Raw genomic sequence first — 24,947 nt, forward strand, 5'->3', positions numbered from 1 at the left:
CCCACCCCCCCCCCCCCCCCCCCCCCCCCCCCCCCCCCCCCCCCCCCCCCCCCCCCCCCCACCCCCCCCCCCCCCCCCCCCCCCCCCACCCCACCCCCCCCACCCCCCCCCCACTCGGCGGCGGCTCCCCAACACAAAAATCGCCCTGTTGTAATAGTGCGGAGCAATTTCACGGGTAAACAGCTCAAGAATTTCCGCCGCTTCGAACGAACCCAGGTCGAGTTCGAAACGGTCTTCCATGAACCGCTGAATCTTGCGATTGGCCTCGCTCTCCTGTTCGGGAGTGAGGGTCAGGATCGGCGGTTTGGACTTCTTGGCGGCCATTTACCAGCGACCGTCCCACGCGGCGAAGTTCTGCAGCAATTGCAGGCCATGGGTATGGCTCTTCTCCGGGTGGAACTGCACGGCAAAACGCGAGCCTTCGGCCAGCGCTGCGGCGAAATCGACCCCGTAATGACCGCTGCCCACCACCTGCCGCGCGTTGGCGGCGGCGATGTAGTAGCTGTGCACGAAGTAGAAACGCGCCATGTCCGGAATGTCGTGCCACAGCGGGTGACTGACTTTCTGCTGCACTTCGTTCCAGCCCATGTGCGGGACTTTCAGGTGCTCGCCGTCTTCATGCAGGTCTTTGCCGAAGAACTTCACCGCGCCCGGGAACAGGCCGATGCAGTCAACGCCGTCGTTCTCTTCGCTGCTGTCGAGCAGGGCTTGCATGCCGACGCAGATGCCGAGAAACGGACGATCCTGGCTGACTTCACGTACCAGCGAATCGAAACCGAGGCGACGGATCTCTGCCATGCAATCGCGAATCGCGCCAACGCCCGGGAATACCACCCGGTCGGCTTCGCGGATCACGTCGGCATCGCTGGTGATCAGCACCTTGCCGGCGCCGACGTGCTCCAGGGCCTTGGCCACCGAGTGCAGGTTGCCCATGCCGTAGTCGATAACTGCAACCGTCTGCATTACAGAACGCCTTTGGTCGATGGCATTTGCCCGGCCATGCGCTCATCCAGCTCGACGGCCATGCGCAGGGCGCGGCCGAAAGCCTTGAACACGGTTTCGATCTGGTGGTGGGTGTTGGTGCCACGCAGGTTGTCGATGTGCAGGCTGACCAAGGCGTGGTTGACAAAGCCCTGGAAGAATTCCTGGAACAGATCGACGTCGAAGCCGCCCACAGTGGCGCGGGTGTAAGGCACGTGCATCTGCAGGCCTGGACGACCGGAGAAGTCGATCACCACGCGCGACAGCGCTTCATCGAGCGGCACGTAGGCGTGACCGTAGCGACGGATGCCTTTCTTGTCGCCGATGGCTTTGGCGAAGGCCTGGCCGAGGGTGATACCGACGTCTTCCACAGTATGGTGGTCGTCGATATGCAGATCGCCCTTGCATTCAATATCCAGGTCGATCAACCCGTGACGGGCGATCTGATCCAGCATGTGCTCAAGAAAAGGAACTCCGATATCGAATCGGGCCTTTCCGGTGCCATCAAGGTTGATCGAGGCTTTGATCTGGGTTTCCAGAGTGTCGCGCTCGACAGACGCCTTACGTTCGGCCATCACCAGCTCCGCAAAATCATTGGGCGAAAAAGGCAGCCATTATAGGCACGCGGGGCCGAAACAGAAACACGCGACGTGAGATGCCTGACGGATAGAACGCCCGGCTGTCGCGGGTAGACATGTCCATACAAGCCATTACAGGCACCCCGAAAACAAATGTGGGAGCGAGCTTGCTCGCGAATGCGGTAGTTCAGCCAACACTGATGTCGACTGACACTGCGCCTTCGCGAGCAAGCTCGCTCCCACAGGTTCGGTGTTTATCCAGCTAACACCTTAGTGAAACAGTACCGCCGTCTTCTGCAGGGTCACCCACACACCCCACGCCAACGGAATGCCCACCACCAGCCATGCAGCGATTGCCAGCGGCTTGCTGCCCGGTGCGGCTTTCCACTCCAGCACGGTGCTCGCATCAGCACCTTTGTCGTGGCCCAGCGCCTGTTCGGCAGCCAGTTCAGCGTCAGTCATGAAGTACTTGTCGGCCACCGGACGCACCAGCAGGTTGCACAGGAAACCCAGCACCAGCAGGCCGGCGAGGATGTACAGAGTGATGTCGTAAGCGGCGGCGCGTTCAACGCCGATGCTCAGCTGATACTCACGCAGGTAGTTCACCAACACCGGACCGAGCACGCCGGCGGCGGCCCAGGCAGTCAGCAGGCGACCGTGGATCGCACCGACCATCTGCGTACCGAACAGGTCGGCCAGATACGCCGGAACGGTCGCGAAACCACCACCGTACATCGACAGAATGATGCAGAACGCCGCCACGAACAGCGCAACATTGCCCAGATGGCCCATGTTCGGGATCAGCGCGTACAGGGCAAAACCGAGGGCGAAGAACACGAAGTAGGTGTTTTTGCGTCCCAGGTAGTCCGAGAACGAAGCCCAGAAGAAGCGGCCTCCGATGTTGAACAGGCTCAGCAGACCGGTGAAGCCGGCAGCGATCGCGGCGATCGAAGCCAGTTGCCCGGCGTCCAGTTGACCGAACGGCACGTCGACGCCCAGCAGCTTGCCGCCGAACACTTCCTGAAGCAGTGGCGAAGCCATGCCGAGGATGCCGATACCGGCCGATACGTTCAGGCACAGCACCAGCCACACCAGACGGAACTGCGGGGTTTTCCACGCCACATTCACGTGCACGTGACGGTGAGTGATCATCGCGTTCGAGGCTTTCTTTGCCGGAGCGGTCCAGCCTTCAGGCTTCCAGCCGGTTGGTGGCACGCGGTAAGCCAGGGCGCCACCGATCATGAACACGAAGTAGATCGCGGCCATGGCCACGAAGCTCTGCCACACACCGACACCGGCAGGCGAAGCGAAGTGGCTCATCAGCGCAGTCGCCAACGGTGCACCGACCATCGCGCCGCCACCGAAACCCATGATCGCCATGCCGGTTGCCATGCCGCGCTTGTCCGGGAACCACTTGATCAGGGTCGAGACCGGCGAAATGTAGCCCAGGCCCAGACCGATACCACCGATCACGCCAGAGCCGATCCACATCAGCCAGATCTGGTGGGTATAAATCCCCAGTGCCGAGATCAGCAGACCGCCGCACCAGCACAGTGCCGATACCACACCGGCCTTGCGTGGCCCGGCGTGTTCCAGCCAGCCACCCCAGATCGCTGCCGAGCAGCCGAGGAAGATGAAGAACAGGGTGTAGATCCAGCCGAGCATGGAGATCGGCCAGTCGCATTGCGAAGAGAAGACCTGAGCGATGAAGCTCATGTCCGGTGCGCAAGCCACCGGAGCGGTGACGCCCAGCGCCTTGGACAGCGGCAACCAGAACACCGAGAAACCGTAGGCCATGCCGATGCACAGGTGGATGGCCAGAGCGGCCGGTGGAACCAGCCAGCGGTTGAAACCGGGCTTGGCGATGATGCGTTCCTTGGACAGGAACGCAGGCTGGTCGGCGCGAAGGCCGTCCGCCGTGATGCTCGTGCTCATTGTGTATCCCCCAATTATTAGTATGGTTCGCCAGCCACTGCTCACCCTCGGCCTTTATGCACGCAGGCATGACCGTTTTTTCGGGTGAAGCTCCTTGAAGGCGCGACGTTAAGTCGCAGAAGGACGGACGAACCGGCGAAGGTTACCATTTGCACGTGACAGAAAAACCAAACTGATATCACCTTTTTCGTGTCATCTGATCTCGTCCCCACAGGAAAAAGCCATGCCGATCGCTGTCCAAGCGCTGAACGATGCCAGTTACCAGGATCAACAGGACCTGCAAAAAATCTATCGTGACGCTCCGCAATGGCTATTCGCACCGTATTCCGGGGACGCTCAACTGATCGAAAACAGCCTGGCTGACGGCTCTTTGATTGCAGGACGTTTCAACGATCGCCTGCTCGGTGCAGCACGCCTGACAAGGCACGACAGGGTTTGGTACTTGTCACATTTGTGTGTACGAAAAGTCACCCGGCGCCGTGGGGTAGCCGAGCGGCTGGTGAACCAAGCACAGAAAATGGCGTCGCAAGCGGGAGCCCAACTGCGCCTGCTGGCACCGGCCGGACACCTTGAAGCTCAGGCGCTGGCTACCAAATTGCAATTGCCGCTGGACGTCATCGCGACATGACAGCGCCCCGAACCGGGCGGATGCAGCGCTATACTCCCCGGCTAAATTACGAATTCGACTAACTACAAGGACTCGCCCATGAAAGCGTTCGGCAAAATCCTGGGTCTGGTACTTCTCGGGCTGTTGCTGATCATTGTGGCGGCGGGCTTCGCCCTGACCCACCTGTTTGATCCCAACGACTACAAAGACGAGATTCGCCAGATAGCTCGCGACAAGGCCCACATCGAGCTGACGCTCAATGGCGATATCGGCTGGAGCCTGTTCCCGTGGCTCGGCCTGGAACTGCATGAGGCCAGCATCGCCACCCTGATCAACCCGACCGAACCGTATGCCGACCTGCAGATGCTCGGCCTGTCCGTGCGCGTGCTGCCGCTGTTGCGCCGCGAAGTGCAGATGAGCGATGTGCGCGTCGAAGGCCTGAACCTGCGCCTCAAACGCGACAAGAACGGCCACGGCAACTGGGAAGACATCGGCAAGCTGCCACCTCCCGCCACGCCTGCCGGCAGCCCGACGCCTGCCAGCCCGCCTATTGCAGAGGCCGCCCAGCCGGAAAAACCGCCGCAGCCGATCCGCCTCGACATCGACAGCCTGACCGTCAACAACGCCCGGGTGGAATACAACGACGAGCAGACCGGCAAACAGTACAGTGCCGAAAGCATCCAGCTGAGCACCGGTGCGGTACACGATTCGACCAACATTCCGCTGAAAGCCACGGCGTTCCTCAGCACCAATCAGCCTGTGTTGCGCGTGCGTACCGAACTCAACGGCGAGCTGCGCATCGAGCGAGCCTTGCAGCGCTACAAGTTCGAAGACATGAAACTGTCCGGCGAACTGACCGGCGACCCACTACAGGGCAAGGCCATGACCTTCTCCGCCCAAGGCCAGATTTCCCTGGACAAGGCAGCGAACGTCGCCGAATGGACCGGGATCAAGATCTCCGCCAACCAGTTGCGTGCCCTCGGTGAGCTGAAAGCCAACGACCTCGACAAGACCCCGCAGATCACTGGCGGAATCTCGATCGCCCAGTTCGATCTGGCGAAATTTGTCGACAGCATCGGCCAGACGTTGCCAGCCATGGCGCCCGGCAGCCTGAGCAAGGTCGAACTGGTCAGCCGCGTGGCCGCCACGCCAACCAGCGTCGCCTTCGACAACATCAACCTGAAACTCGACGACAGCAGCTTCAGCGGGCGCATTGCCGTGGAAGATTTCGCCAAGCAGTCGCTGCGCGCGATCCTCAAGGCTGACACGTTCGACGTCGACCGCTACCTGCCGCCGAAATCGGAAAAAGCCAAAAACGCCACGCAAGTGCGTCAGGCCGAAGTCGCCAGCACCGAAGCCGATGCCATGGCCGGCGCCGGCAGCACACCGCTGCCGGACAAGCCAAGCAAAAGCGCCTGGAGCACCGAGCGCCTGCTACCGGTCGAGCGTCTGGCCAAACTCGACGTCGATGCCGACCTGACCTTCGGCCAACTGACCCTCGACAAACTGCCGATTCAGAATGCCGCGCTCAAAGCCACTGGCCAGGGCGGCCTGCTGACCCTGGAGAACCTGCGGGGCGGCCTGTACAACGGCGACTTCGAAGCCAAGGGCACACTCGACGTTCGCCCAAGTGCGCCGGTGCTGAACCTGCAAACCAGGATCAACCGCGTGCCGGCCGAGAAAATCCTCGAAAGCCAGGGCAAGAATCCGCCGGTCAAAGGACTGGTCACACTGACCAGCAGCCTCACCGGCAGCGGCAACAGCCAACAGGCGCTGATCGAAACCCTCAACGGCAACGCCAGTTTCGTGATCAACAACGGTGTACTGCTCAACGCCAACCTTGAACAGCAACTGTGCAAAGGCATCGCCACCCTCAACCGCAAAACCCTCAGCGGCGAGCCGCGGGGCAAGGACACGCCGTTTCAGGAACTCAAGGGCAACCTGACCTTCCGCAACGGTATCGCCAGCAACCCGGACCTGAAAGTGCGCATCCCTGGCATGACCGTCAACGGCGATGGCGACATCGACCTGCGCGTGCTGGGCATGGATTACCGCGTCGGCATCATCGTCGAAGGCGACACCAGCGCGATGCCGGATCCGGCCTGTCAGGTCGGCGAGAAATTCGTCGGCATCGAGTGGCCGCTGCGCTGCCGTGGCCCGCTGGAGCTGGGCGCCAAGGCCTGCCGTGTGGATAACGAACGTCTCGGCCAGGTCGCGACCAAAATGGCCGGTGACAAACTCAGCGAGAAGATCGATGAAAAACTCGGCGACAAGGTCAGCCCGGAATTGAAAAACGCATTGAAGGGGCTGTTCAAGCGATGAGAGCGGAGCAGTTTTCCACGGCGGTGCTGGAATGGTTCGACCGCCACGGCCGCCACGATTTGCCTTGGCAGCAAGACATCAATCCGTACCGGGTGTGGGTGTCGGAGATCATGTTGCAGCAGACCCAGGTCAGCACCGTGCTCAATTACTTCGACCGCTTCATGGCCGCGCTGCCAACGGTGCAAGCGCTGGCCGAAGCGCCGGAGGATGAAGTGCTGCACCTGTGGACCGGGCTCGGTTACTACACCCGCGCGCGCAATCTGCAAAAAACCGCGAAGATCGTCGTCAGCCAGTACGACGGCGAGTTTCCGCGGGACGTCGAAAAGCTGACGGATCTGCCGGGGATCGGCCTGTCCACCGCCGGGGCTATCGCCAGCATCAGCATGGGCCTGCGCGCGCCGATCCTCGATGGCAACGTCAAACGCGTTCTGGCGCGTTTTACCGCGCAGGAGGGTTACCCGGGGGAACCGAAGGTCACCAAACAGCTGTGGGCCAATGCAGAGCGTTTTACGCCGCACGATCGGGTCAACGCCTACACCCAGGCGATGATGGATCTCGGCGCCACGCTGTGTACGCGCAGCAAACCGAGCTGCCTGCTGTGTCCGCTGGAAAAGGGCTGCGAGGCGCACATGCTCGGCCTGGAGACGCGCTACCCGATCCCCAAACCGCGCAAGGCCATCCCGCAGAAACGCACGCTGATGCCATTGCTGGCCAACGGCGAAGGCGCGATTCTGCTTTATCGCCGCCCGTCCACGGGGCTTTGGGGCGGCTTATGGAGCCTGCCGGAACTCGACGATCTCGACGACCTGCAACATCTGGCCGACCAGCACTCGCTGACCATGGGCGAGCAGCAGGCGCTGCCAAGCCTCATCCACACCTTCAGCCATTTCCAGCTGTCCATTGAACCCTGGCTGGTTCAGGTGCAAGAGGCCGGTCACCACGTGGCCGAGGCCGACTGGCTCTGGTATAACCTCGCCACCCCGCCGCGCCTGGGCCTTGCCGCCCCGGTCAAAACCTTGCTCGAACGCGCGGCCGCCGTATTGAACGCAGGAGAGTCGTCATGACCCGCACCATCATGTGCCGCAAGTACAAAGAAGAACTGCCCGCGCTGGAACGCGCTCCTTTCCCGGGTGCCAAAGGTCAGGATATTTTTGACCACGTATCGGCCAAGGCCTGGGCCGACTGGCAGAAGCACCAGACCCTGCTGATCAACGAAAAACGTCTGAACATGATGAATGCCGAAGACCGCAAATATCTTCAGGGCGAAATGGACAAGTACTTCTCCGGCGAGGATTACGCCAAAGCTGAAGGCTACGTTCCGCCTGCGGAGTAAACCCGCAAAATCGGGGGGCGAATCGTAAGCGACGGAATTAATTTAAGAAATTTTAAAAAAGTCGTTGACGTAAATCCGAAAAACCCTTTTAATGCGCCCCGTTGCCCAGATAGCTCAGTCGGTAGAGCAGGGGATTGAAAATCCCCGTGTCGGCGGTTCGATTCCGTCTCTGGGCACCAAATACCGAAAACCCTGAATCGCAAGATTCAGGGTTTTTTTATGCCTGCGATTTGATGACGGCTCATTCCAGCCTTTTTCCTGGGCTGCGCAAATGCGCGACGGGTTTCGAACAAAGGCGATCCGCGCTACTTTGGCCGCACCTTATGGAAGAGGGTCATCCGCCCGATGAACCAGAAAAGAACCCGCGTGCCCCTGCCCCATCCACCACCCTATCGCCAGAGCCGGATTGCACTCTGGCTGACGGTGCTGGTCGGCGTATTGATCGCCTTCCTCATCGGCGCGTCGATTTATCTTATCGTCCACAGCTTGATCAGCGGCTCCATCACGACCTGGAACCGAACCGGCCCCCGGCATACCTACACCCTGGCGCAGCAACCCCGAATGTTCTGGTTCGAGATCGTGTCGCAGTGCGTTGGCACCCTGTTCCTGATAGCCGTCGGCTGGATTGGATTGTGGATTCACCGAATGGCGCGCGAACCCGGCGACAAGCAGAAGGCCAAGCGTACGCGGGGGTAAAGGAAGGCGCGGGATTGTACCCGCGCCTCGACTTTTCAATACGCCCGACGTTATCCAGCGTCATTCCAGTGGAACACCAGATTGCGCGCAGTGCCGCTGCCAACGTCTGTCACGTCACGCCGTGTTTCGCCATTGCGTGTGGCGAGCACAGTGTATTTACCGGGTGGCAATTGCACGTACACCAGCGGCCCCGTTTGAGTGAGGGTCAGCACGGTTTGCCCCGGTGCCTTTTGAATCGTCACATCGACATCCGCGGTGTACTGGTCTTGCGCGCCCACCGCAAACGTCATGTGCAGGTTGTAACCGGGGGTTTGCTGAATGGCTTTTGACTCGTCCAGGCCAATCCCGCCGGACAGGTAGTTGATGCCGTTTTGCTGTTGTTGCTGGATTTGCACGCCGGCACTGTCGACCGGTTCCAGGTTGGCGGCCTGGGACATGCCAGGCAACAGCAGCCAACCGACAGCAGCGAGCGGCAGCATGAATGAACGAATGTTTTTCATGATGGCGACTCCCGGGTTCTGAAGAACCCAATCGTTACCCTTTTTTAGATTTGGCACCGCAAGGCTTGTTTTAGATTGATTGGTACTTGGCGCATGTACGAAATGGACTACAGACCATTGCTATCAATACGCCTTTTGCCGGCAACGTCCTGCACGACCCATCCCGCCTTCCTGCTGACTTCACAAGCTCGCCCGACATCGCCGAGCGGTGAATCCCGGCATGCTTTTGCGTCTGTTTCCAATGATGCGGAAGACCCGATGAACCCGTTAAAAACTGATGATGCGCAAGACCCGAAAATCGATTCATTGCTGGGAGAGTTGGGCGAACTGATCCGCCAGGCGCGGCAAAAAGTGCTGCGTGCGGTTGATACGATTCAAGTCCAGACCTGCTGGCAGATCGGCCGGCATATTGTCGAGTTTGAACAGCAAGGGGCGCAGCGGGCGGGGTATGGCAAGCGGTTGCTGGCCTTGTTGGCGAAGGATCTGACGGCGCAGTTCGGGAAGGGGTTTGATGAAACCAATCTTCGCAAGATGCGCCTGTTTTATCAGTCATTCCCAATTCGAGACGCACTGCGTCTCGAATTGAGCTGGACTCACTATCGCAGGCTGTTACGGGTCGAAAACGCAAAAGCACGTCAATGGTACGTGGAAGAATCCGCCAACCTGAACTGGTCCAGCCGCGCGCTTGATCGCCAGATCAATACGCTCTACTACGAGCGGCTCCTGATGAGTCGAGACAAGGCCGATGTGGTTGAAGAAGCCTCGATCAACATTGAGGCGATGAAAAACAATCCACGCGAATTCATTCGCGACCCCGTCCTGCTTGAGTTTCTCGGGCTGCCTGCGCCCTGCAAGATCAGAGAGGATGCTCTTGAACAGGCTCTCATCGAACACTTGCAAGGCTTCCTTCTTGAGCTCGGCAAGGGATTTTCCTTTGTCGCTCGCCAGCCACGCCTCAGTACTCATGATGTAGATCTGTACATCGACCTGGTGTTCTACAACTATTTGCTCAAATGCTTCGTGATCATTGAGCTCAAGAGCGGAAGGCTCAGCGCTCGCGACGTCGGACAAATGGACATGTACGTGCGCATGTACGACGAACTCAAGCGCAGCGAAGGCGACAAGCCGACAGTCGGGATCATTCTGTGTGCAGAGAGCAACGACTCGGTCGCGCGTTACTCGATGCTCAAGGGCAATGAGCAACTGTTCGCCAGCAGTTACAAAACCATACTGCCGAGTGAGGAAGAACTGCGCGCCGAACTCAATCGGGAACAGGCCCTGATCGAAGAGCGCCTGCTCCTGCAATCCGCTGAATAGAAACGGCGGATTGTTCCCGTGTGGCGCGAAGGCTATTGTTGACAGCTCCCCGAAAGGGTCGAAAGCGATGAGCTGTCAGGATGCCCCAGCAATGCAAGACATGCAGTCACCGTCACCGGCGTTGACAGGCAAACAAGGTGAGGCCTTCAAGGAAGTCGCCGCCGATGGCTTTGTGCTCGGCGGTTTCACCTGGCGGCACGCCCCGCCCGACATCCAGCGACCGGTTGTCATCATCAACGCCGCCACCTCAGTCCGCTGCCGACATTACTCGCGCTTCGCCGATTACCTGTTCGCCAACGGCTTCGACGTGATCACCTACGACTACCGAGGCATCGGCGAATCGCGCCCGGCAATCCTGAAAGGTCTTGAAGCCTCATGGACCGACTGGGGCGCGCTGGATTTCGAAGCGATGCTCAGGCGCGCGCAACGGGAATTCCCCGGCCAGCCCGTCGATGTGGTCGGCCACAGTTTCGGCGGTTGCGCGGCGGGACTTGGCGAATCCGGGCAGGTCATTCGTCGGCTGGTGACGGTCGGCGCGCAGTTCGCTTACTGGCGCGACTACGCGCCGGAACAGCGCTGGCGCATGTTTGGTAAATGGCATTTGCTGATGCCGCTGCTGACGCGCATCTGTGGCTATTTCCCGGGTAAGCGCCTCGGCTGGCTGGAGGACACGCCCGCCGGCGTCGTACGCGACTGGAGCACGCCTGCCGCGCGCTACGAGCAGCGTCCGAGCGGCCGCCGACTGCTGAAGGCAAGCGGTCGCCTGCCCTTCGCCAATGTCCGCGCAAAGACCTTGGCGATCAGCATTAGCGACGACCCGTACGGCACCATCCCAGCCATCGAACGCCTGCTCGGCTACTTCAGTCATGCGCACAAAACCCACTTGCGCATCGAGCCGCAGGACATCGGCGAACAACAAGTCGGACATTTCGCCTTTTTTCGCAGCGCATACCAAGCCACACTATGGCCCATCGCTCTGACCTGGCTGCAAACCGGCGAGCTGGCCCCCGACACACCCGGGCGGCCAGTGCCAAGCAGCTGAGCCCTTTCAACGCACCACGGAACACACCATGGCCTCCGCCAACAAGCAGCAAAAACGCGCCGCCCGGGCCAAGACCAAGGCCAAGCAGAACCGCAGCAAACGCGCCGAGGCGCCGGTCGAACTGGACCCGAACGATGACCGCATCGACTTCGAGTCGGTGGACCTGACCGAGCTGTTCAAGAAAATGATCGATGCCGAGAAGATCAGCCAGCAAGCCATGTGCACCACGTTCCTCGAAGACCCGCTGCTGGAACTGGTTTACGAGCAGGAAGGCGAAGAAGGCGCGATGGATTTCATCCTCGCCGCGCTGATCGAGTATCGCCAGTGGTCGCAAGAAACCGACGAAGCCGGCGCCCTGGCGTGGATCGAATCCCCAGCCTTCCAGGCCGACTATGTGGCGGCGTCCGACGCAATCGCCACACACACCCAACAGAAGAACTGAGTTCCCATGGCATCCCTGAACAAGCAACAGAAACGCGCCAAACGCGCCAAGGCCAAAGCCAAGCACATCCGCATGGTCGGCCGTAAGCCGCTGGACCAGGACGACAACCTCGGGCATCTGGACGAGCCGATCCCGGAATACACCCTCGCAATGTTCAGCAAAATGCGCGATGCCGAAGCCGTCAGCCGCAACGAAATGCTGCTGACCCTGCTGCGCGAACTGGCGTTCATCATCGTTGACCATCCAGAGCTGCTGGACATGGAAAACGCCGAGAACGAAGGCATGGCCGCCACTCACCTGGCCGCCGACATGCTGATCGACTACCGCATGTGGGCCGACGGCATGGACATCGAAACCGCCCAGGCCTGGCTGACCGAGCCACAGTTCATCACCGATTTCGGGATTGCGCTGGATACTTATGGCAAGTCGCTGGAGGACAGCGCCCCCAAAGCCGAGTAACTTTTTGCACCTGACATTCACGCACGATCAAAAAAGGAGGTCAGGTGAAGAAGACAGCTTCATGCAAGGATGGACAATTGCCGAAATCAGAAGACTCAGCTGCGACCCTTCAAAGCAAAACCGTTAAAACTCCCAAGGAAACAACTTGGGATGAATGGTTCGACGAAGAGAAAGGCAGCTCAGACTTTATGCTCTTGCGAGAACAAAGCTGATTACGGATATGTGGCGATGTTTCGCCACCTGCAGCACAAACAAAAACGGCCGCTCGTCATCACTGACAGCGGCCGTTTTGCATTACGCGTTGCGGATCAGTTCAACACCACCGCACCACGGTTTTCCAGCTTGCGACGGCGTGCTACCAGCAGGCCGGCGGCGACTACCATGAGGCTCAGCAGACCGGTTGCGAGGATTTCCACGCGGTGGGCTTCCTGGAACAGCATGATGGTCAGTGCCGCGACGATGAAGATGATCACCGCGTAGGTCAGGCCCGGGAACAGCCACATGCTGAAGACGATTTTCTCGCCGCGGGCCATGCGTTGTTTACGCATGCGCAGTTGCGAGAACGCGATCACCAGGTACACCAGCAGTGCAATGGCGCCGGAGCTGGCCAGCAGGAATTCGAACACGGCAGCCGGGGCTACATAGTTGGCGAAGGTGCAGAGGAACGCCGCGCCGGTCGACAGCATGACGGCCCAGTAAGGCGTGCCGCTTTTGTTGACCCGAGTCGACATCGCCGGTGCATCACCGCGCTTGCCAAGGGAGAACAGCATGCGCGACGAGGTGTACAGCGCCGAGTTCAGGCAACTGGTGACCGCGACCAGCACTACGATGTCGACGATCATTTTCGCGTTCGGAATGCCCATGCGCTCAAGCACGGTCTGGTAGGAACCGAGGTTGGCCAGCGTAGGATCGTTCCATGGCACCAAGGCCACAACGATGAAAATCGATACCAGATAGAACAGGCCGATCCGCCAGATCACCGAGTTGGTCGCCTTGGAGATCTGCTTGCCCGGGTTCTTCGATTCCGCTGCCGCGATGGTCACGATCTCGGTACCCATGAACGAGAACATGGTAGTCAGGATTGCACCCAGTACCGCGCCCATGCCGTTGGGCAGGAAGCCGCCGGAGTCGAACAGGTGCGACACGCCGCTGACCTGGCTGTTCGGCAGGAAACCGAAGATTGCCGCGAGGCCAAGGATGATGAAGCCGATGATCGCCAGGACTTTGATCAGGGCGAACCAGAACTCGAATTCACCGTAGTTTTTTACGCTGAACAGGTTGGTGACCGTCAGCAGCATGGTGATGATCAAGGCGAAGGCCCAGATCTCGATCCCCGGGAACCAGGCATGGAGGATGGTCGCAGCGGCGTTGGCTTCCAGCGGAATCACCAATACCCAGAACCACCAGTACAACCAGCCGATGGTGAAACCGGCCCAGTGCCCGATGGCACGGTCGGCGTATGTCGAAAACGAGCCGGTGTCGGGCGAGGCGACAGCCATCTCACCGAGCATGCGCATCACCAGCACCACCAGGGTACCGGCGGCGGCGTAGGCCAGCAGCACGGCGGGGCCGGCGGCAGCGATCGCGTGGCCGGAGCCAACGAACAGACCGGCGCCGATAACACCGGCGATCGACAACATGGTCACATGACGCGGTTTGAGCCCCTGTTCGAGGCCATTGGAGCTTGGGGTACTGCTCATCGAAACTACCTTTGCGAGGAAAGCGATTGCGTCCGTCCTGTCTGGTTTTCCTTCTCGTAAAAAGAAACCAACGGGGCGTTCCAGATTCTGCACGCAATAAATGCGCCAAAATGTTTCAAACTCTTCTGCTCCGCGGCTTTGCGCGCGACCGGACAGTCATCGCAAGTCCTTGAGATTAATGGCTATTCGCCAGAGCGTTACCCTGCGACTCACTTTTCAGACGAATCAGCGCACCAGAAACACACTGAAAAAGTGTGGGATGCACAATTAAAGGGCGAATCGTGTACGTTCAGCCGGATAGCGCTTCCAACACCCCGCCAAAGCTGGCAACATCGCGCCTTTTTTTACGCAACGCCCTCGGGTTTTCACGATCAAACACCCGTTCGGTTGTTGATGGGGCGACAGTCTGCTGTGCCGATGCGACAACCTGCCACACGCCATCCGCTTACCGCCCGTAGCGCTGTTGGCTGCCATTGAAACGCTATGCTAGCTTGGCCGCCTCGCCAGGAAGGCCCGCCAACAGCAGGAGCGCAACATATATGAGGAACGCACATGGCTGAGGCCACGCCCGCGCTTGAAATCCGCAACTTGCACAAACGCTACGGACAGCTTGAGGTGCTCAAAGGCATCTCGCTGACCGCCCGCGACGGCGATGTGATCTCGATCCTCGGTTCCTCCGGTTCCGGCAAGTCCACGTTCCTGCGTTGCATCAACCTGTTGGAAAACCCGCACCAGGGTCAGATTCTGGTGGCTGGTGAAGAACTCAAGCTCAAGCCCGCCAAGAATGGCGAACTGGTTGCCGCTGATGGCAAACAGATCAACCGCCTGCGCTCCGAGATTGGTTTTGTATTTCAAAACTTTAATCTGTGGCCGCACATGAGCGTGCTCGACAACATCATCGAAGCCCCGCGCCGCGTGCTCGGCCAGAGCAAAGCCGAGGCCATCGAAGTCGCCGAAGCGCTGCTGGCCAAGGTCGGCATCGCCGACAAGCGCCATGCCTACCCGGCGCAATTGTCCGGTGGTCAGCAACAACGCGCGGCGATTGCCCGCACGCTGGCGATGCAGCCGAAGGTGATTCTGTTCGACGAGCCCACCTCCGCCCTTGACCCGGAAATGGTTCAGGAAGTACTTAGTGTCATCCGCGCACTGGCCGAAGAAGGCCGTACCATGCTGTTGGTGACCCACGAAATGGGCTTTGCCCGTCAGGTCTCCAGCGAAGTGGTGTTCCTCCACCAGGGGCTGGTGGAAGAGCAAGGATCGCCTCAGCAGGTGTTCGAAAACCCGCTTTCGGCGCGCTGCAAACAATTCATGTCCAGCAACCGCTAACGGAGCAACATGCATGCAGAATTTTAAAAAGGTCTTCCTGGCCGCCGCCGTCACCCTCGCCTTCAGCGCCGGTGCCATGGCCGAGACCCTGAAGATGGGCATCGAAGCGGCTTACCCGCCGTTCAACAACAAAGACGCCAGCGGCAACGTGGTCGGCTTCGACAAAGACATCGGCGACGCCCTGTGCGCCAAGATGAAGGTCGAGTGCAGCGTGGTCACCTCCGACTGGGACGGCATCATCCCGGCACTGAACGCCAAGAAGTTCGACTTCCTGGTCTCCTCGCTGTCGATCACCGAAGAGCGCAAGGGCGCGGTGGACTTCACTGACCCGTACTACTCGAACAAGCTGCAGTTCATCGCGCCGAAAAACGTCGACTTCAAAACCGACAAGGATTCGCTCAAGGGCAAAACCATCGGTACGCAGCGTGCGACGCTGGCCGGTACCTGGCTGGAGGACACCTATGGTGACGATATCAAGGTCAGCCTTTACGACACCCAGGAAAACGCCTACCTGGACCTGACCTCCGGTCGTGTCGATGCCATCCTCGCCGACAAGTACGCCAACTATGACTGGCTGAAAAGCGACGCCGGCAAGAACTACGAGTTCAAGGGCGACCCTGTCGTGGAAAGCGACAAGATCGGCATCGCCGTGCGCAAAGGCGATCCGCTGCGTGAGAAGCTGAACGCCGCCCTGAAGGAAATCGTCGCCGACGGTACCTACAAGAAGATCAACGACAAGTATTTCCCGTTCAGCATCTATTGATCTGACCTGCGGGACCGGCGCCGTGATCCGACGGCGCCGGCTCCCGGCCTTGCCTGCCGCGATTTGAATAGAAATCCATGATTATCGACCTCTACGGATTCGGCCCGGCCCTCGCCGCCGGTGCGCTGATGACCGTCAAACTGGCGCTGACGGCCCTGTGCCTGGGACTGGTGCTCGGTCTGCTCGGCGCCTTGGCCAAGACTTCCCCGTACAAGCCGCTGCAATGGCTTGGCGGTACTTATTCGACCTTGGTGCGAGGCGTCCCGGAATTGCTCTGGGTGCTGTTGATCTACTTCGGTACGGTCAACCTGATGCGCAGCCTCGGTGAGTTCTTCGGCAACCCCGACCTGCAACTCAGCGCCTTCGCTGCCGGCGTGATTGCGCTGGGCCTGTGCTTCGGCGCCTACGCCACGGAAGTGTTTCGCGGCGCGATCCTCGCCATTCCCAAGGGCCATCGTGAGGCTGGCGTGGCCCTTGGCCTGTCGAAATGGCGAATCTTCACCAAGCTGATCATGCCGCAGATGTGGCGCATCGCCCTGCCCGGTCTGGGCAACCTGTTCATGATCCTGATGAAGGACACCGCACTGGTCTCCGTGATCGGTCTGGAAGAAATCATGCGTCACGCGCAGATCGGCGTGACCGTCTCGAAACAGCCGTTCACCTTCTATCTGGTGGCCGCAGTGATGTACCTGGGTCTGACGGTGCTGGCGATGACCGGCATGCACTTCCTGGAAAAACGCGCCGCTCGCGGCTTTGCGAGGAGCGCTTCATGAACTGGGAAGTGATCATCAAGTGGCTGCCGAAACTGGCGCAGGGCGCGACCCTGACCCTGGAACTGGTGGCGATTGCCGTGATTGCCGGCCTGTTGCTGGCCATTCCGCTGGGCATCGCCCGCTCCTCAAAGCTGTGGTACGTGCGCGCTTTGCCCTACGCCTACATCTTCTTTTTCCGTGGCACGCCGTTGCTGGTGCAACTGTTCCTCGTCTATTACGGCCTGGCGCAGTTCGACGCGGTTCGTAACAGCGCGTTGTGGCCGTACCTGCGCGATCCGTTCTGGTGTACGACTGCGACCATGACCCTGCACACGGCGGCGTACATCGCCGAGATCCTGCGCGGTGCGATCCAGGCGATTCCGCCGGGCGAAATCGAAGCGGCGCGGGCGTTGGGCATGTCCAAACCCAAGGCGATGTTCTACATCATGTTGCCGCGAGCGGCGCGCATCGGTCTGCCGGCCTACAGCAACGAAGTGATCCTGATGCTCAAGGCCAGCGCACTGGCGAGCACCGTGACCTTGCTGGAACTGACCGGCATGGCCCGCACGATCATCGCGCGCACCTACCTGCCGGTGGAAATCTTCTTCGCCGCCGGCGTGTTCTATCTGCTGATGTCCTACGTGCTGGTGCGCGGCTTCAAGCTGCTGGAGCGCTGGCTGCGCGTCGATGCCTGCCAAGGGCGTTGAAACTTCCCACGTGCTGACGGGCGAGACCCTACTCGCCCGCTTCACCGCGCTGGATGCTTTTTTGCTTGAGCATCAGGCGCTGTGGAAACCTCGTCCATTCACTCATCGTTCGCTTCCATGGGAAACCGCCTACCCCGAGTTGGCTTTGTGGCTGCGAGGGCGATCGCTGGAAGATGCAGAGCGTGCACATAATCATCCCGCCGATCTCGCCGATGCCCCGGAGCCGTTCGCCTCATTGGCGGCATTGTCGATTGAGCTGAGCGCGGTCGGTGAGTTGCCGGAGCATGCGCTGGAAACCCCAGGTCACCGATTGAATGTCGATGTGCCGGGGCGCAAGTGGCAGCAGATCGAAGCCTTCGCCAGTCGTTTATCTTTCGCCTCGCCGCCGACACATTGGCTGGACTGGTGTTCCGGCAAGGGGCATTTGGGTCGGCGTCTGTTGGGTACGGGACAACAGCTGACTTGTGTCGAATACGATCCGGCGTTGGTCGCCAGCGGTCAGGCCCTGAGTCAGCGTCATCATTTGCACGCCATGCATGTCGAGCAGGATGTGCTGGCGGCAGACGCAGCGAGCGTTATAAGTGCTCAGCACACCCCGGTCGCCCTGCATGCCTGCGGCGATCTGCATGTGCGCTTGATGCAACTGGCGAGCGCGGCCGGATGTCAGCAGATGGCCATCGCCCCGTGCTGTTACAACCGGATCGATCGCAGCGAGTACCAGGCCTTGTCCTCAGCGGGTTTGCGATCCGCCCTACAGCTCCCGCTCGAAGATCTGGCACTGCCAATGAGCGAAACCATCACCGCCGGTGCAAGAGTCCGACGTCAGCGCGACACCTCCATGGCCCGACGCCTGGCTTTCGATTTGCTGCAACGGCAGGTACGTGAAGTAGACGAATACCTGCCCACCCCGTCCCTGCCCAGCGCCTGGCTGGACAAACCTTTCGCCGATTACTGCCGCGATCTGGCTGCATTGAAGGAGTTATCCACAATCGGCACGCCAGATTGGCAGGCACTGGAAGCCGCTGGTTGGCAGCGGTTGGCCGAAGTTCGCAACCTGGAATTACTGCGCGGACTGTTCCGACGACCGCTGGAGCTTTGGCTGAATCTTGATCGAGCCATTTTCCTCGCCGAACAGGGATACGTCGTACGCCTCGGCACCTTCTGCGACGCACCTCTGACTCCGCGTAATTTTCTGCTGCTGGCCGAGCGCGCTTGAAATCTTTACAGCCTGTGGATAACTCTGTTGATGGTTTTCCACTGGATCCAATATCTACGGCTGTTACGCAGCCGAAACTGCATTGGTCATTTTTTGTTCATATAGATAAAAAACCTGTAAAACAGGCATTTGCGCACAAAATGAGAACGTGTCCAAAAAATCCCCTGCAACGCCGCCGTGGCGCCCGTCCGTTGTGCATAAGCTTCCAATCAAAAGGACATAAACGGCTGAAATCGGTGCTTGAATAGTGCAGAAATCCTGCCAACACTCTCATGCTGGATTGACGTCGAACAGCCCGATTTTGCGGCCTGAAACCCGGCGACACAGCTCATGCCGCGCCCGATCAAGCGCCTGCGTAAAAATAGTCTGAATTCAGGGGTTTACAGAACCAACCCAATCGCTATAATCGTCGCCCACACGCCGGTATAGCTCAGTTGGTAGAGCAACTGACTTGTAATCAGTAGGTCCCGGGTTCGACTCCTGGTGCCGGCACCATACAAAACAAAGCCCCTGCAGAAATGCAGGGGCTTTGTTGTTTCTGGTACGTCCACATTACGTCCACACTGCCTCAAGCCTGTGAAGTCCCAAATCGTCATTGATCTGGATGGCTGGTCACCGAGGGACGTGCTTCTGCCGGTGCGAGGCGCGGCAACCTCGGTTACACGTGCAGCTTTACCGGTCTTCATCTGACGTACAGATTCCAGCAAGTCCTTCCGGAATTGTTCCAATTCATTGAGCATTAATGAGTTTTTTCATTCGGTTGCTTAAGGTCGGCTACGAACAGGCTCGTCGAATAAGGTTGCGCTTCAAACCTGACTGATCTCAAACACATACGAAATCCTGCGCTGACTCGCACTCCACACATATCGCAAATGCTTGCCCTGCTTCGGAATCGACACCGCCGGCGGCCGAAATGCGGCGACGCATTCATGGCCCGACAGACGCACGCTGTTGTAGAGCATCCCCCACGATTCAGACTCACGCAGTTGTCGGGCGAACACCTGGGATGGGCCATAGGCGTCTGGATCGGGTTGATGCAAATCTGGAAAGTCGTGACGAACATCATGCAGCGGCTTAACCACGCGATTAACGTAAGTACGCATGGTCAACTCAAGATCCGTCTCGTTGGTGGCCGCGAGGAAACGCTCTTGGTGATAGCAGGTTTCGGCGATGGCGGCGGCCTGGCTACTGGCGGCGTAATAGACGCCGAAGGTGCCATCGGTGAAGCGGCTGCTTTTGCCGATGTGGGTAAACGCCGCCATGACCGGGGTGGAACCGGGGCCGGAGAGTCGATCTTCGGGGCGCACGCGGGCCAGAACGCCGGCCTGTTCGATCAGGCGATCGTTGGTCAGCGCCTCCAGCGCGTAGGCGATTTCCAGGTCTTCGGGGTCGAGCACGTCTTCGAACAGCGAAATCGGCGGGAAGCTGCTGTTGACGATCCGGTAGGCCTTCGGCCATTGCGGCTCAGCCAGCGGAGGGGCCTTCAACCGCGCACCCCGTCGAGGTAGCGGCGCACATCGGCGATGTCGACCACCCTCCCCGCCAGCATGTAATCCAGCGCCGTTCGACCATTGAATGGCGCAGCCGTGTTGGGGCTGCTGACCCACGTATAGGCGCGCTCGCGGCTGTTGCTGAAGATGATGCTCAATGCCTTGTGAATGCCCATCAGATACGAGATTCGCTCCAGCGTGTCGTGCGGCAGGCGAATGTTCGGCGGCAGGTGTTTGTACTTGTAGAACGTGGTGTTGCCGACGCCGCCAAGCAGCGTGCGCTGCTGCTCGGCGTTGCAGCCCCAGCGCTCCATGAGATTGAAGAAAAACTTCAGCGCGACGCGCCCGGCCTCGGGAACGTCGAGTTGTTCACGCGGGGTGAGGGCTGGGGATGAGGTAGGCATGATTGTCCTTCTTCGCAGGTCCGCAAGCTAAGCGTAGTACAGATATGAATATTTTCAATAGAGTTATTCGTATACGAATAAAAATCCTCAAAACCCAAGTTGACATCTCAATGTTCGGTGGCAGAGAATCCGGCTCAAGAGCGCGAAACCGACTGCCTTCAGGTGGCAATAGTCGGCGTTAGGAACCCCGTTGATGACCTGAAAATCAGCGCTCGGGTGAGACCTCTTCTCCCCTGCTTGAGGGAGCACAATATCAAGCAACATTCATGTGAAGGGCAGCCTGAGAAGGCTGCCCTTTTTCGTTTGAGCTACCGGTAACGTCGATACAACAGCTCACCATGCCGATGCTTGTTCAAGCCTTTCTTGTCACAGTTCATGAAATTCCAGAGTACGTTGCCGCGCTCAACATGAACCACCACCAGCATTTGGTATCTCGCGTTGTAAGCACCGATGAAAGAGAGTCGAAACGAGGCGTCATCGTAGGAAACCCGCCATATCTCTAACGGCCTCGTCAGGGTATCTCGCGCAAATTCGGTGAACCGCTCACGGGCATTCGGGCGCTTTTCCACCGTATGAAGCAAATGCTCGCGCTTCACCAAAATCGGCACATATGGCGTTTCGATCAGAACAGCATCAAGACCATGATCAAGTCCGAAGCCTCTTGCAACCTGCTCCCACGCTGCATTAAGACTCAGTTCACCTGGCAGCTCTCTAACCGCAGAAATCAGAAGGCCGGGGTCAATATCGCGAATATCCGGTAAGCCCAGATCTTTCCAGTTTTTTTGATCGGGTAACGCCCTGCTGCCCTGCAAACTCATGGCATCGACTCGCTAGCTTCGCGGATGCCGGCATTGCCTGGAAATCCATGGCCTCGGACCAAAAGTCCCGAAAATAACTACCTGATATTTCAGCCACTTGTGCATGGGCGGTAAATAAGCCCGTTCGCTCTTTTCTATAGGAGGCTTCCGACAACGGTGGAAAACAGTGGCGTTTCGGTGTGGGAAACATTCAAAAAAGCTGTAGTCCCGAGACGTAAAAAAATGCCCGACTCGTCCGAATCGGGCACTTTTCTTGACCCCAATCACCCCCACGTCATCAAAAATCCCGATCCTGTGTCAGCTTCCAGCCATCGGCGGGGACATCAATTCGCTACTAAACCCGCGACAACTATGCTCAGGTGCTGGAATATAGCCGGCATATGACGCCGGATCGGCCGTCTCGTAAACAACAATACCCAGCCCACTTCAGAGGGCATTACCCATGGATAGCAGAACCTTACGCAACCTCATGCGCATCGTGCAGACCGGCTCGTTGTCGGCCGCAGCCGAGCATTCGTGCCTGACTGTGCAGGCCTTGGCCGCGCAGTTGAACAAGGTCGAAGAGCAGTTCGGTTTCCGCTTGTTTCGACGTTCCAACAAAGGGCTGACGCTGACGCCGCAAGGCACTGAGCTGACGCCCTACATGGACAAAGTGCTGATTGCCACGCGACAGATGGAAGAAAAGGTCGAGGCGCTCAAGGTGCCGGGCCAGCGCACGTTGAAGGTCGCGTTGAACAACACGTTGTCGTCTGACTTCAACCGGCGAATGATCGGACGCCTGATCGAGGTGTTTCCCGATTACCAGATGGAATTCAGCTATGCCGAGTCGATGGAGAACCTCAGCAAGCTGAAGAACGAAGACTTTGACCTCGCGGTGCTGATCGGCCCGCAGCGGCCGGGTTTGCCGAGTATCGTCCTGCCGGATGTGCAGGTGCAGGTGGTCGGTGCCCATTGCGGGCAGGAAAACGATCCACTGACGTTGCTGGGCAACAAGTTTCAGGTGCGTCCTGCGGAAGATTGTCCGTATTCCCACAGTTTCCTGCGTTTTCTCGACGCCGGACTGGGCAATCACGAGAACGGTCAACGCATGGTCTATTCCTGCAGCGAGACCCTGACGCTGTCGTTGATCACGCAGATGGACGCAGTGGGTATGGTTTCTCGTGAGGCCGCGCAAAAGAACGGCCTGACAATTTTCCCCGGATTCGAGGATTTCCTCGAAGTGCGTCTGGCGGTGAATAACCCGAACCTGTCGGGCCAAGCCTTGAACGACGTGGTCGATCTGCCGCTACATGAACGAGCCGAGCGCAATGTACGCAGCCGTCCCAACCGCCACACTGAGAAAGAGGTTTTTGCTGAAATACGCACATAGCAACGTCGGAATGGCTGCATAAAATTCCGGGCGATCGAGCTGCAGGTGCTGATCCTTGATCAACAAGGGTGTCAGGCTGATCGCAGCGACGATCGCCACCGGCAGGTACTCCAGCGCCCGCGCAACGAATGGCGGCCAGTGCTCGGTGTTGACCTGCAGCGGCAGCGCGCGTGGCAGGAAGGTCACGGCCATCATCAGCGCAACCACCAGGATCAGGAACGTTTGGTCAGGCATACACCCACTCCGCAGCCCACAAACGTGGCGATGAATACGTTGAATGGCGATGTGCCAACCAGGCTCAGCGCGCCCATGCAGGCCACGGCTGCCGCAGCGGCGATGAGTTTGTTGCGGGTGTTGCACAGCGACACCAGCACGTAGAGCATCATCGCGGTCAGTGCGTAGTCGAGCTGATATTTGATCAGGTGCGACGCATATTGCGCGCAGACAGCGCCCAGCAATCCGCCCAGTACCCACGAGGTGTGGCAGAACAGGTTGAAGCCGATCAGGTAACGGATGTTGACCGGCGCGCCGGTGCCCAGTTTGACGCTGTGAAACGCGAAGGACTCGTCGGTCAGCCCACCAGCGTAAGCCCAGCGCTCCATGCGGCTCAGCCCCAATGCGCGCAGGGCCTTGGCCATGTACACCGACATCAGCATGTGCCGCGCGTTGATCAGAAACGTGGTCAGCACGATGGTGGTCAGCGACGCGCCGCTGGAGATCAGCGCCAGCGCGGCGAATTGCGAAGCACCGGCGTAGACGAACAGACACATCGCCACCGGCAGCCACATCGGCAGCCCGGCGTTGACCGCCATCAGCCCGAACACGAACGACACCGTGAAATAACCGGCCACCACCGGGCTGGCTTCGGCAAACGTGCGCGATGGCTGATGGGCAGCCATCAGCGGCGCACTGCCGGACGTTTCATTCATAGATCCCTCTCAAATGTCCGCTCGCCGTGGGGTTCGCAAAAACCCTGGGCAGTCCAGAATCGCTTGCCCGCGAGGTTAGCATCGTCGACGAACAGAAACATCCGTAATACACCGACCCGCTTCATGTCGGACGACGCCGCTTCCACCAGCCGCTGACCGACGCCCTGGCTGCGATAGCGCGGGCTGACCGCCAAGTGGTTGATGGTGCCGCGGCTGCCGAGCATGCCGCCGAGCACCGCACCGACGATTTCGCCTTCGACGTCGAAGGCCAGATAGGCCGTGGTGGTCTTCTGGATCAATACACCGCGCAGGCATTTGGCGTCCTGCCACTCACAGAACGACACTTCGTCGAACTGGCGGAAGAAGCGCTCCATGCGCTGCGCGTCCTTGGCGGTGGCGCGTCGCAGCACCACCGGCGTCGAGCACTCGACGCCATCGATTGGGGTGATCTGATTAGCGAACAATGTCGAAAGCGGTCCCGGGCCGCGAGAAGGAAATCGCCAGAATCTGCCGGTACGCCATGGCATGAGTGTGCGTATTGCGGGCCGGGGTCACGTAGTGGCGCATATCGCGATCAAGGAAGTAGGTGGTGTCGAGAATTTCCTGGTAGGTGGTCGACGCCAATTGATGCTCGTGGATATCGTAAAGACGACTCTCCGCACCCTCGACATTGTTGCGCCCCCAGAAGTGCACGCCGCTGAACGGATAACCGTCGCAGTGAATCCCTTCCGGGGTGATTTCCAGTTGCTTGCCGGGTTTGATCTCGATGCGGATCTGATGAATCTGGCATTGCCAAATTTCATCGTGCAATTCTTCCGGCAGCACGCTTTTGTACACTTCAAAATCGGTGTCGATCAGGCTGCGCATCACCGGCGAAGTAATCACTTCATCGGAGAAGTCCTGAAAGTGCCGCACAACACCACCCACATAGGCATTGTTCTCTTTCGACTGCACGTAAGCGCGATGCTCGAGTTGCTTCAATTCACGTGTTTTCGGGTTGTACTCGAAGTCGCTGTAACGACGGTAACGCATGCCGGCTTCGGCCTGACCGTAGTAACTGTCAGGCTCCATGTTTTCCCAACTTTTGGTCAGTCTGACGAAGTCGGCAAAATGACCGTAGAGATTGAAGTCACCACCCTGGACGTTGACATATTTGTCGCGCCGTAGCGATTCGCCCACTTCTCTGTTCAAAACGATCATTACCAAATTCTCCGCTGCGTTGAGCGGCCTAATCTATTAGGTGGAGAATTTGCGTCCATGA

The 24,947-nt window shown here is 59.2% G+C and carries 28 protein-coding genes, 2 tRNA genes and 1 pseudogene; 18 read left to right on the forward strand and 13 right to left on the reverse strand.

Going from position 1 to position 24,947, the window contains the following annotated elements:
• Positions 1-135: 135 nt before the first annotated feature.
• The 4 genes and pseudogenes from ACIP8I_RS07690 to ACIP8I_RS07705 all read right to left on the reverse strand — a co-directional run.
• Positions 136-324, reverse strand: a pseudogene (locus ACIP8I_RS07690) (DUF2164 family protein); the annotation flags it as partial.
• Entirely contained in the window at positions 325-963 is a 639-nt protein-coding gene (gene hisH, locus ACIP8I_RS07695; protein ID WP_007961712.1) for an imidazole glycerol phosphate synthase subunit HisH, read from the reverse strand.
• Complete coding sequence (gene hisB / locus ACIP8I_RS07700; protein WP_007909204.1) at positions 963-1,556, reverse strand: imidazoleglycerol-phosphate dehydratase HisB; 594 nt, start codon at positions 1,554-1,556, stop codon at positions 963-965. Before hisB ends, hisH begins: the two co-directional genes overlap by 1 nt.
• A gap of 273 nt (positions 1,557-1,829) precedes the next feature.
• Positions 1,830-3,494 (reverse strand): OFA family MFS transporter, encoded by a 1,665-nt coding sequence (locus tag ACIP8I_RS07705; RefSeq protein ID WP_103368307.1) that lies wholly within the window; start codon positions 3,492-3,494, stop codon positions 1,830-1,832.
• Between the two features lie 223 nt (positions 3,495-3,717).
• Here ACIP8I_RS07705 and ACIP8I_RS07710 point away from each other — a divergent pair, with 223 nt between their 5' ends.
• From ACIP8I_RS07710 to ACIP8I_RS07735, 6 genes are all read left to right on the forward strand, one after another.
• Positions 3,718-4,122 carry an acetyl-CoA sensor PanZ family protein gene (locus ACIP8I_RS07710; RefSeq protein WP_400759989.1) on the forward strand — a complete coding sequence of 135 codons (405 nt, stop codon included), beginning with the start codon at positions 3,718-3,720 and terminating at the stop codon, positions 4,120-4,122.
• Positions 4,123-4,200: 78 nt separating this feature from the next.
• Positions 4,201-6,423: an AsmA family protein gene (locus ACIP8I_RS07715; RefSeq protein WP_400759991.1), complete on the forward strand. Its 2,223-nt coding sequence runs from the start codon at positions 4,201-4,203 to the stop codon at positions 6,421-6,423.
• Positions 6,420-7,487 carry an A/G-specific adenine glycosylase gene (mutY, locus tag ACIP8I_RS07720; RefSeq protein WP_400759993.1) on the forward strand — a complete coding sequence of 356 codons (1,068 nt, stop codon included), beginning with the start codon at positions 6,420-6,422 and terminating at the stop codon, positions 7,485-7,487. The genes ACIP8I_RS07715 and mutY overlap by 4 nt, the downstream gene beginning before the upstream one ends.
• Positions 7,484-7,756 (forward strand): oxidative damage protection protein, encoded by a 273-nt coding sequence (locus ACIP8I_RS07725; protein WP_003220737.1) that lies wholly within the window; start codon positions 7,484-7,486, stop codon positions 7,754-7,756. The genes mutY and ACIP8I_RS07725 overlap by 4 nt, the downstream gene beginning before the upstream one ends.
• Before the next feature lie 103 nt (positions 7,757-7,859).
• Positions 7,860-7,935, forward strand: a tRNA-Phe gene (locus tag ACIP8I_RS07730).
• Between the two features lie 166 nt (positions 7,936-8,101).
• Positions 8,102-8,452, forward strand: coding sequence for a hypothetical protein (locus ACIP8I_RS07735; RefSeq protein WP_400759994.1), 351 nt, complete (start codon positions 8,102-8,104; stop codon positions 8,450-8,452).
• Positions 8,453-8,502: 50 nt separating this feature from the next.
• Here ACIP8I_RS07735 and ACIP8I_RS07740 read toward each other — a convergent pair whose 3' ends face one another.
• Positions 8,503-8,952, reverse strand: a complete 450-nt coding sequence (locus ACIP8I_RS07740; protein ID WP_400759995.1) for a carboxypeptidase regulatory-like domain-containing protein — start codon at positions 8,950-8,952, stop codon at positions 8,503-8,505.
• Between the two features lie 258 nt (positions 8,953-9,210).
• On the opposite strand from ACIP8I_RS07740, the gene ACIP8I_RS07745 reads away from it, so the two are divergent.
• From ACIP8I_RS07745 to ACIP8I_RS07765, 5 genes are all read left to right on the forward strand, one after another.
• A complete protein-coding gene (locus ACIP8I_RS07745; RefSeq protein ID WP_400760240.1) occupies positions 9,211-10,269 on the forward strand; it encodes a YhcG family protein in 1,059 nt (352 codons plus the stop codon).
• Between the two features lie 67 nt (positions 10,270-10,336).
• Positions 10,337-11,311 (forward strand): alpha/beta fold hydrolase, encoded by a 975-nt coding sequence (locus ACIP8I_RS07750; protein WP_400759998.1) that lies wholly within the window; start codon positions 10,337-10,339, stop codon positions 11,309-11,311.
• A gap of 28 nt (positions 11,312-11,339) precedes the next feature.
• Complete coding sequence (locus ACIP8I_RS07755; protein ID WP_400760000.1) at positions 11,340-11,753, forward strand: hypothetical protein; 414 nt, start codon at positions 11,340-11,342, stop codon at positions 11,751-11,753.
• 6 nt (positions 11,754-11,759) lie between these two features.
• Positions 11,760-12,212 carry a hypothetical protein gene (locus ACIP8I_RS07760; RefSeq protein ID WP_003220723.1) on the forward strand — a complete coding sequence of 151 codons (453 nt, stop codon included), beginning with the start codon at positions 11,760-11,762 and terminating at the stop codon, positions 12,210-12,212.
• A 44-nt stretch (positions 12,213-12,256) separates the two neighbouring features.
• Positions 12,257-12,424, forward strand: a complete 168-nt coding sequence (locus tag ACIP8I_RS07765) for a hypothetical protein (protein ID WP_179294949.1) — start codon at positions 12,257-12,259, stop codon at positions 12,422-12,424.
• Between the two features lie 96 nt (positions 12,425-12,520).
• On the opposite strand, the gene gabP is transcribed toward ACIP8I_RS07765, so the two are convergent.
• Entirely contained in the window at positions 12,521-13,912 is a 1,392-nt protein-coding gene (gene gabP, locus ACIP8I_RS07770) for a GABA permease (protein ID WP_007961696.1), read from the reverse strand.
• 552 nt (positions 13,913-14,464) lie between these two features.
• Here gabP and ACIP8I_RS07775 point away from each other — a divergent pair.
• The 6 genes from ACIP8I_RS07775 (at position 14,465) to ACIP8I_RS07800 (ending at position 19,171) form a co-directional block, all read left to right on the forward strand.
• The gene (locus ACIP8I_RS07775; protein ID WP_007961695.1) at positions 14,465-15,238 is read left to right on the forward strand and encodes an ABC transporter ATP-binding protein; all 774 of its coding nucleotides are present in this window, start codon (positions 14,465-14,467) and stop codon (positions 15,236-15,238) included.
• A 13-nt stretch (positions 15,239-15,251) separates the two neighbouring features.
• The gene (locus ACIP8I_RS07780; protein ID WP_007961694.1) at positions 15,252-16,001 is read left to right on the forward strand and encodes an ABC transporter substrate-binding protein; all 750 of its coding nucleotides are present in this window, start codon (positions 15,252-15,254) and stop codon (positions 15,999-16,001) included.
• A 77-nt stretch (positions 16,002-16,078) separates the two neighbouring features.
• On the forward strand, positions 16,079-16,774 hold the full coding sequence (locus ACIP8I_RS07785; protein WP_007961693.1) for an ABC transporter permease: 696 nt from the start codon (positions 16,079-16,081) through the stop codon (positions 16,772-16,774).
• The gene (locus tag ACIP8I_RS07790) at positions 16,771-17,460 is read left to right on the forward strand and encodes an ABC transporter permease (RefSeq protein ID WP_007961692.1); all 690 of its coding nucleotides are present in this window, start codon (positions 16,771-16,773) and stop codon (positions 17,458-17,460) included. Before ACIP8I_RS07785 ends, ACIP8I_RS07790 begins: the two co-directional genes overlap by 4 nt.
• Positions 17,441-18,676 (forward strand): methyltransferase, encoded by a 1,236-nt coding sequence (locus ACIP8I_RS07795; RefSeq protein WP_400760006.1) that lies wholly within the window; start codon positions 17,441-17,443, stop codon positions 18,674-18,676. The genes ACIP8I_RS07790 and ACIP8I_RS07795 overlap by 20 nt, the downstream gene beginning before the upstream one ends.
• Positions 18,677-19,095: 419 nt before the next feature.
• Positions 19,096-19,171, forward strand: a tRNA-Thr gene (locus ACIP8I_RS07800).
• A 311-nt stretch (positions 19,172-19,482) separates the two neighbouring features.
• Here the strand turns inward: ACIP8I_RS07800 and ACIP8I_RS07805 are convergent.
• From ACIP8I_RS07805 to ACIP8I_RS07815, 3 genes are all read right to left on the reverse strand, one after another.
• Positions 19,483-20,163 carry an RES family NAD+ phosphorylase gene (locus tag ACIP8I_RS07805; RefSeq protein ID WP_400760008.1) on the reverse strand — a complete coding sequence of 227 codons (681 nt, stop codon included), beginning with the start codon at positions 20,161-20,163 and terminating at the stop codon, positions 19,483-19,485.
• The gene (locus ACIP8I_RS07810) at positions 20,160-20,570 is read right to left on the reverse strand and encodes an MbcA/ParS/Xre antitoxin family protein (RefSeq protein ID WP_007961687.1); all 411 of its coding nucleotides are present in this window, start codon (positions 20,568-20,570) and stop codon (positions 20,160-20,162) included. The genes ACIP8I_RS07805 and ACIP8I_RS07810 overlap by 4 nt, the downstream gene beginning before the upstream one ends.
• A gap of 308 nt (positions 20,571-20,878) precedes the next feature.
• Positions 20,879-21,388: a PBECR2 nuclease fold domain-containing protein gene (locus ACIP8I_RS07815; RefSeq protein ID WP_167797058.1), complete on the reverse strand. Its 510-nt coding sequence runs from the start codon at positions 21,386-21,388 to the stop codon at positions 20,879-20,881.
• A 442-nt stretch (positions 21,389-21,830) separates the two neighbouring features.
• Here ACIP8I_RS07815 and ACIP8I_RS07820 point away from each other — a divergent pair, with 442 nt between their 5' ends.
• Positions 21,831-22,757: a LysR family transcriptional regulator gene (locus ACIP8I_RS07820; protein ID WP_007961685.1), complete on the forward strand. Its 927-nt coding sequence runs from the start codon at positions 21,831-21,833 to the stop codon at positions 22,755-22,757.
• Here ACIP8I_RS07820 and ACIP8I_RS07825 read toward each other — a convergent pair.
• The 4 genes from ACIP8I_RS07825 to ACIP8I_RS07840 all read right to left on the reverse strand — a co-directional run bounded on the left by ACIP8I_RS07825 (position 22,674) and on the right by ACIP8I_RS07840 (position 24,886).
• Complete coding sequence (locus tag ACIP8I_RS07825; protein WP_003220702.1) at positions 22,674-22,991, reverse strand: AzlD domain-containing protein; 318 nt, start codon at positions 22,989-22,991, stop codon at positions 22,674-22,676. The two genes, ACIP8I_RS07820 and ACIP8I_RS07825, sit on opposite strands and share 84 nt — an antisense overlap.
• A complete protein-coding gene (locus ACIP8I_RS07830; protein WP_003220701.1) occupies positions 22,970-23,686 on the reverse strand; it encodes an AzlC family ABC transporter permease in 717 nt (238 codons plus the stop codon). The genes ACIP8I_RS07825 and ACIP8I_RS07830 overlap by 22 nt, the downstream gene beginning before the upstream one ends.
• On the reverse strand, positions 23,683-24,060 hold the full coding sequence (locus ACIP8I_RS07835) for a GNAT family N-acetyltransferase (RefSeq protein WP_003220700.1): 378 nt from the start codon (positions 24,058-24,060) through the stop codon (positions 23,683-23,685). Before ACIP8I_RS07835 ends, ACIP8I_RS07830 begins: the two co-directional genes overlap by 4 nt.
• A gap of 79 nt (positions 24,061-24,139) precedes the next feature.
• Positions 24,140-24,886 carry a 2OG-Fe dioxygenase family protein gene (locus tag ACIP8I_RS07840; RefSeq protein WP_007961854.1) on the reverse strand — a complete coding sequence of 249 codons (747 nt, stop codon included), beginning with the start codon at positions 24,884-24,886 and terminating at the stop codon, positions 24,140-24,142.
• Positions 24,887-24,947: the final 61 nt, after the last annotated feature.

This window comes from Pseudomonas sp. NPDC088414, assembly GCF_044753325.1.
Classification (GTDB): Bacteria; Pseudomonadota; Gammaproteobacteria; order Pseudomonadales; family Pseudomonadaceae; genus Aquipseudomonas.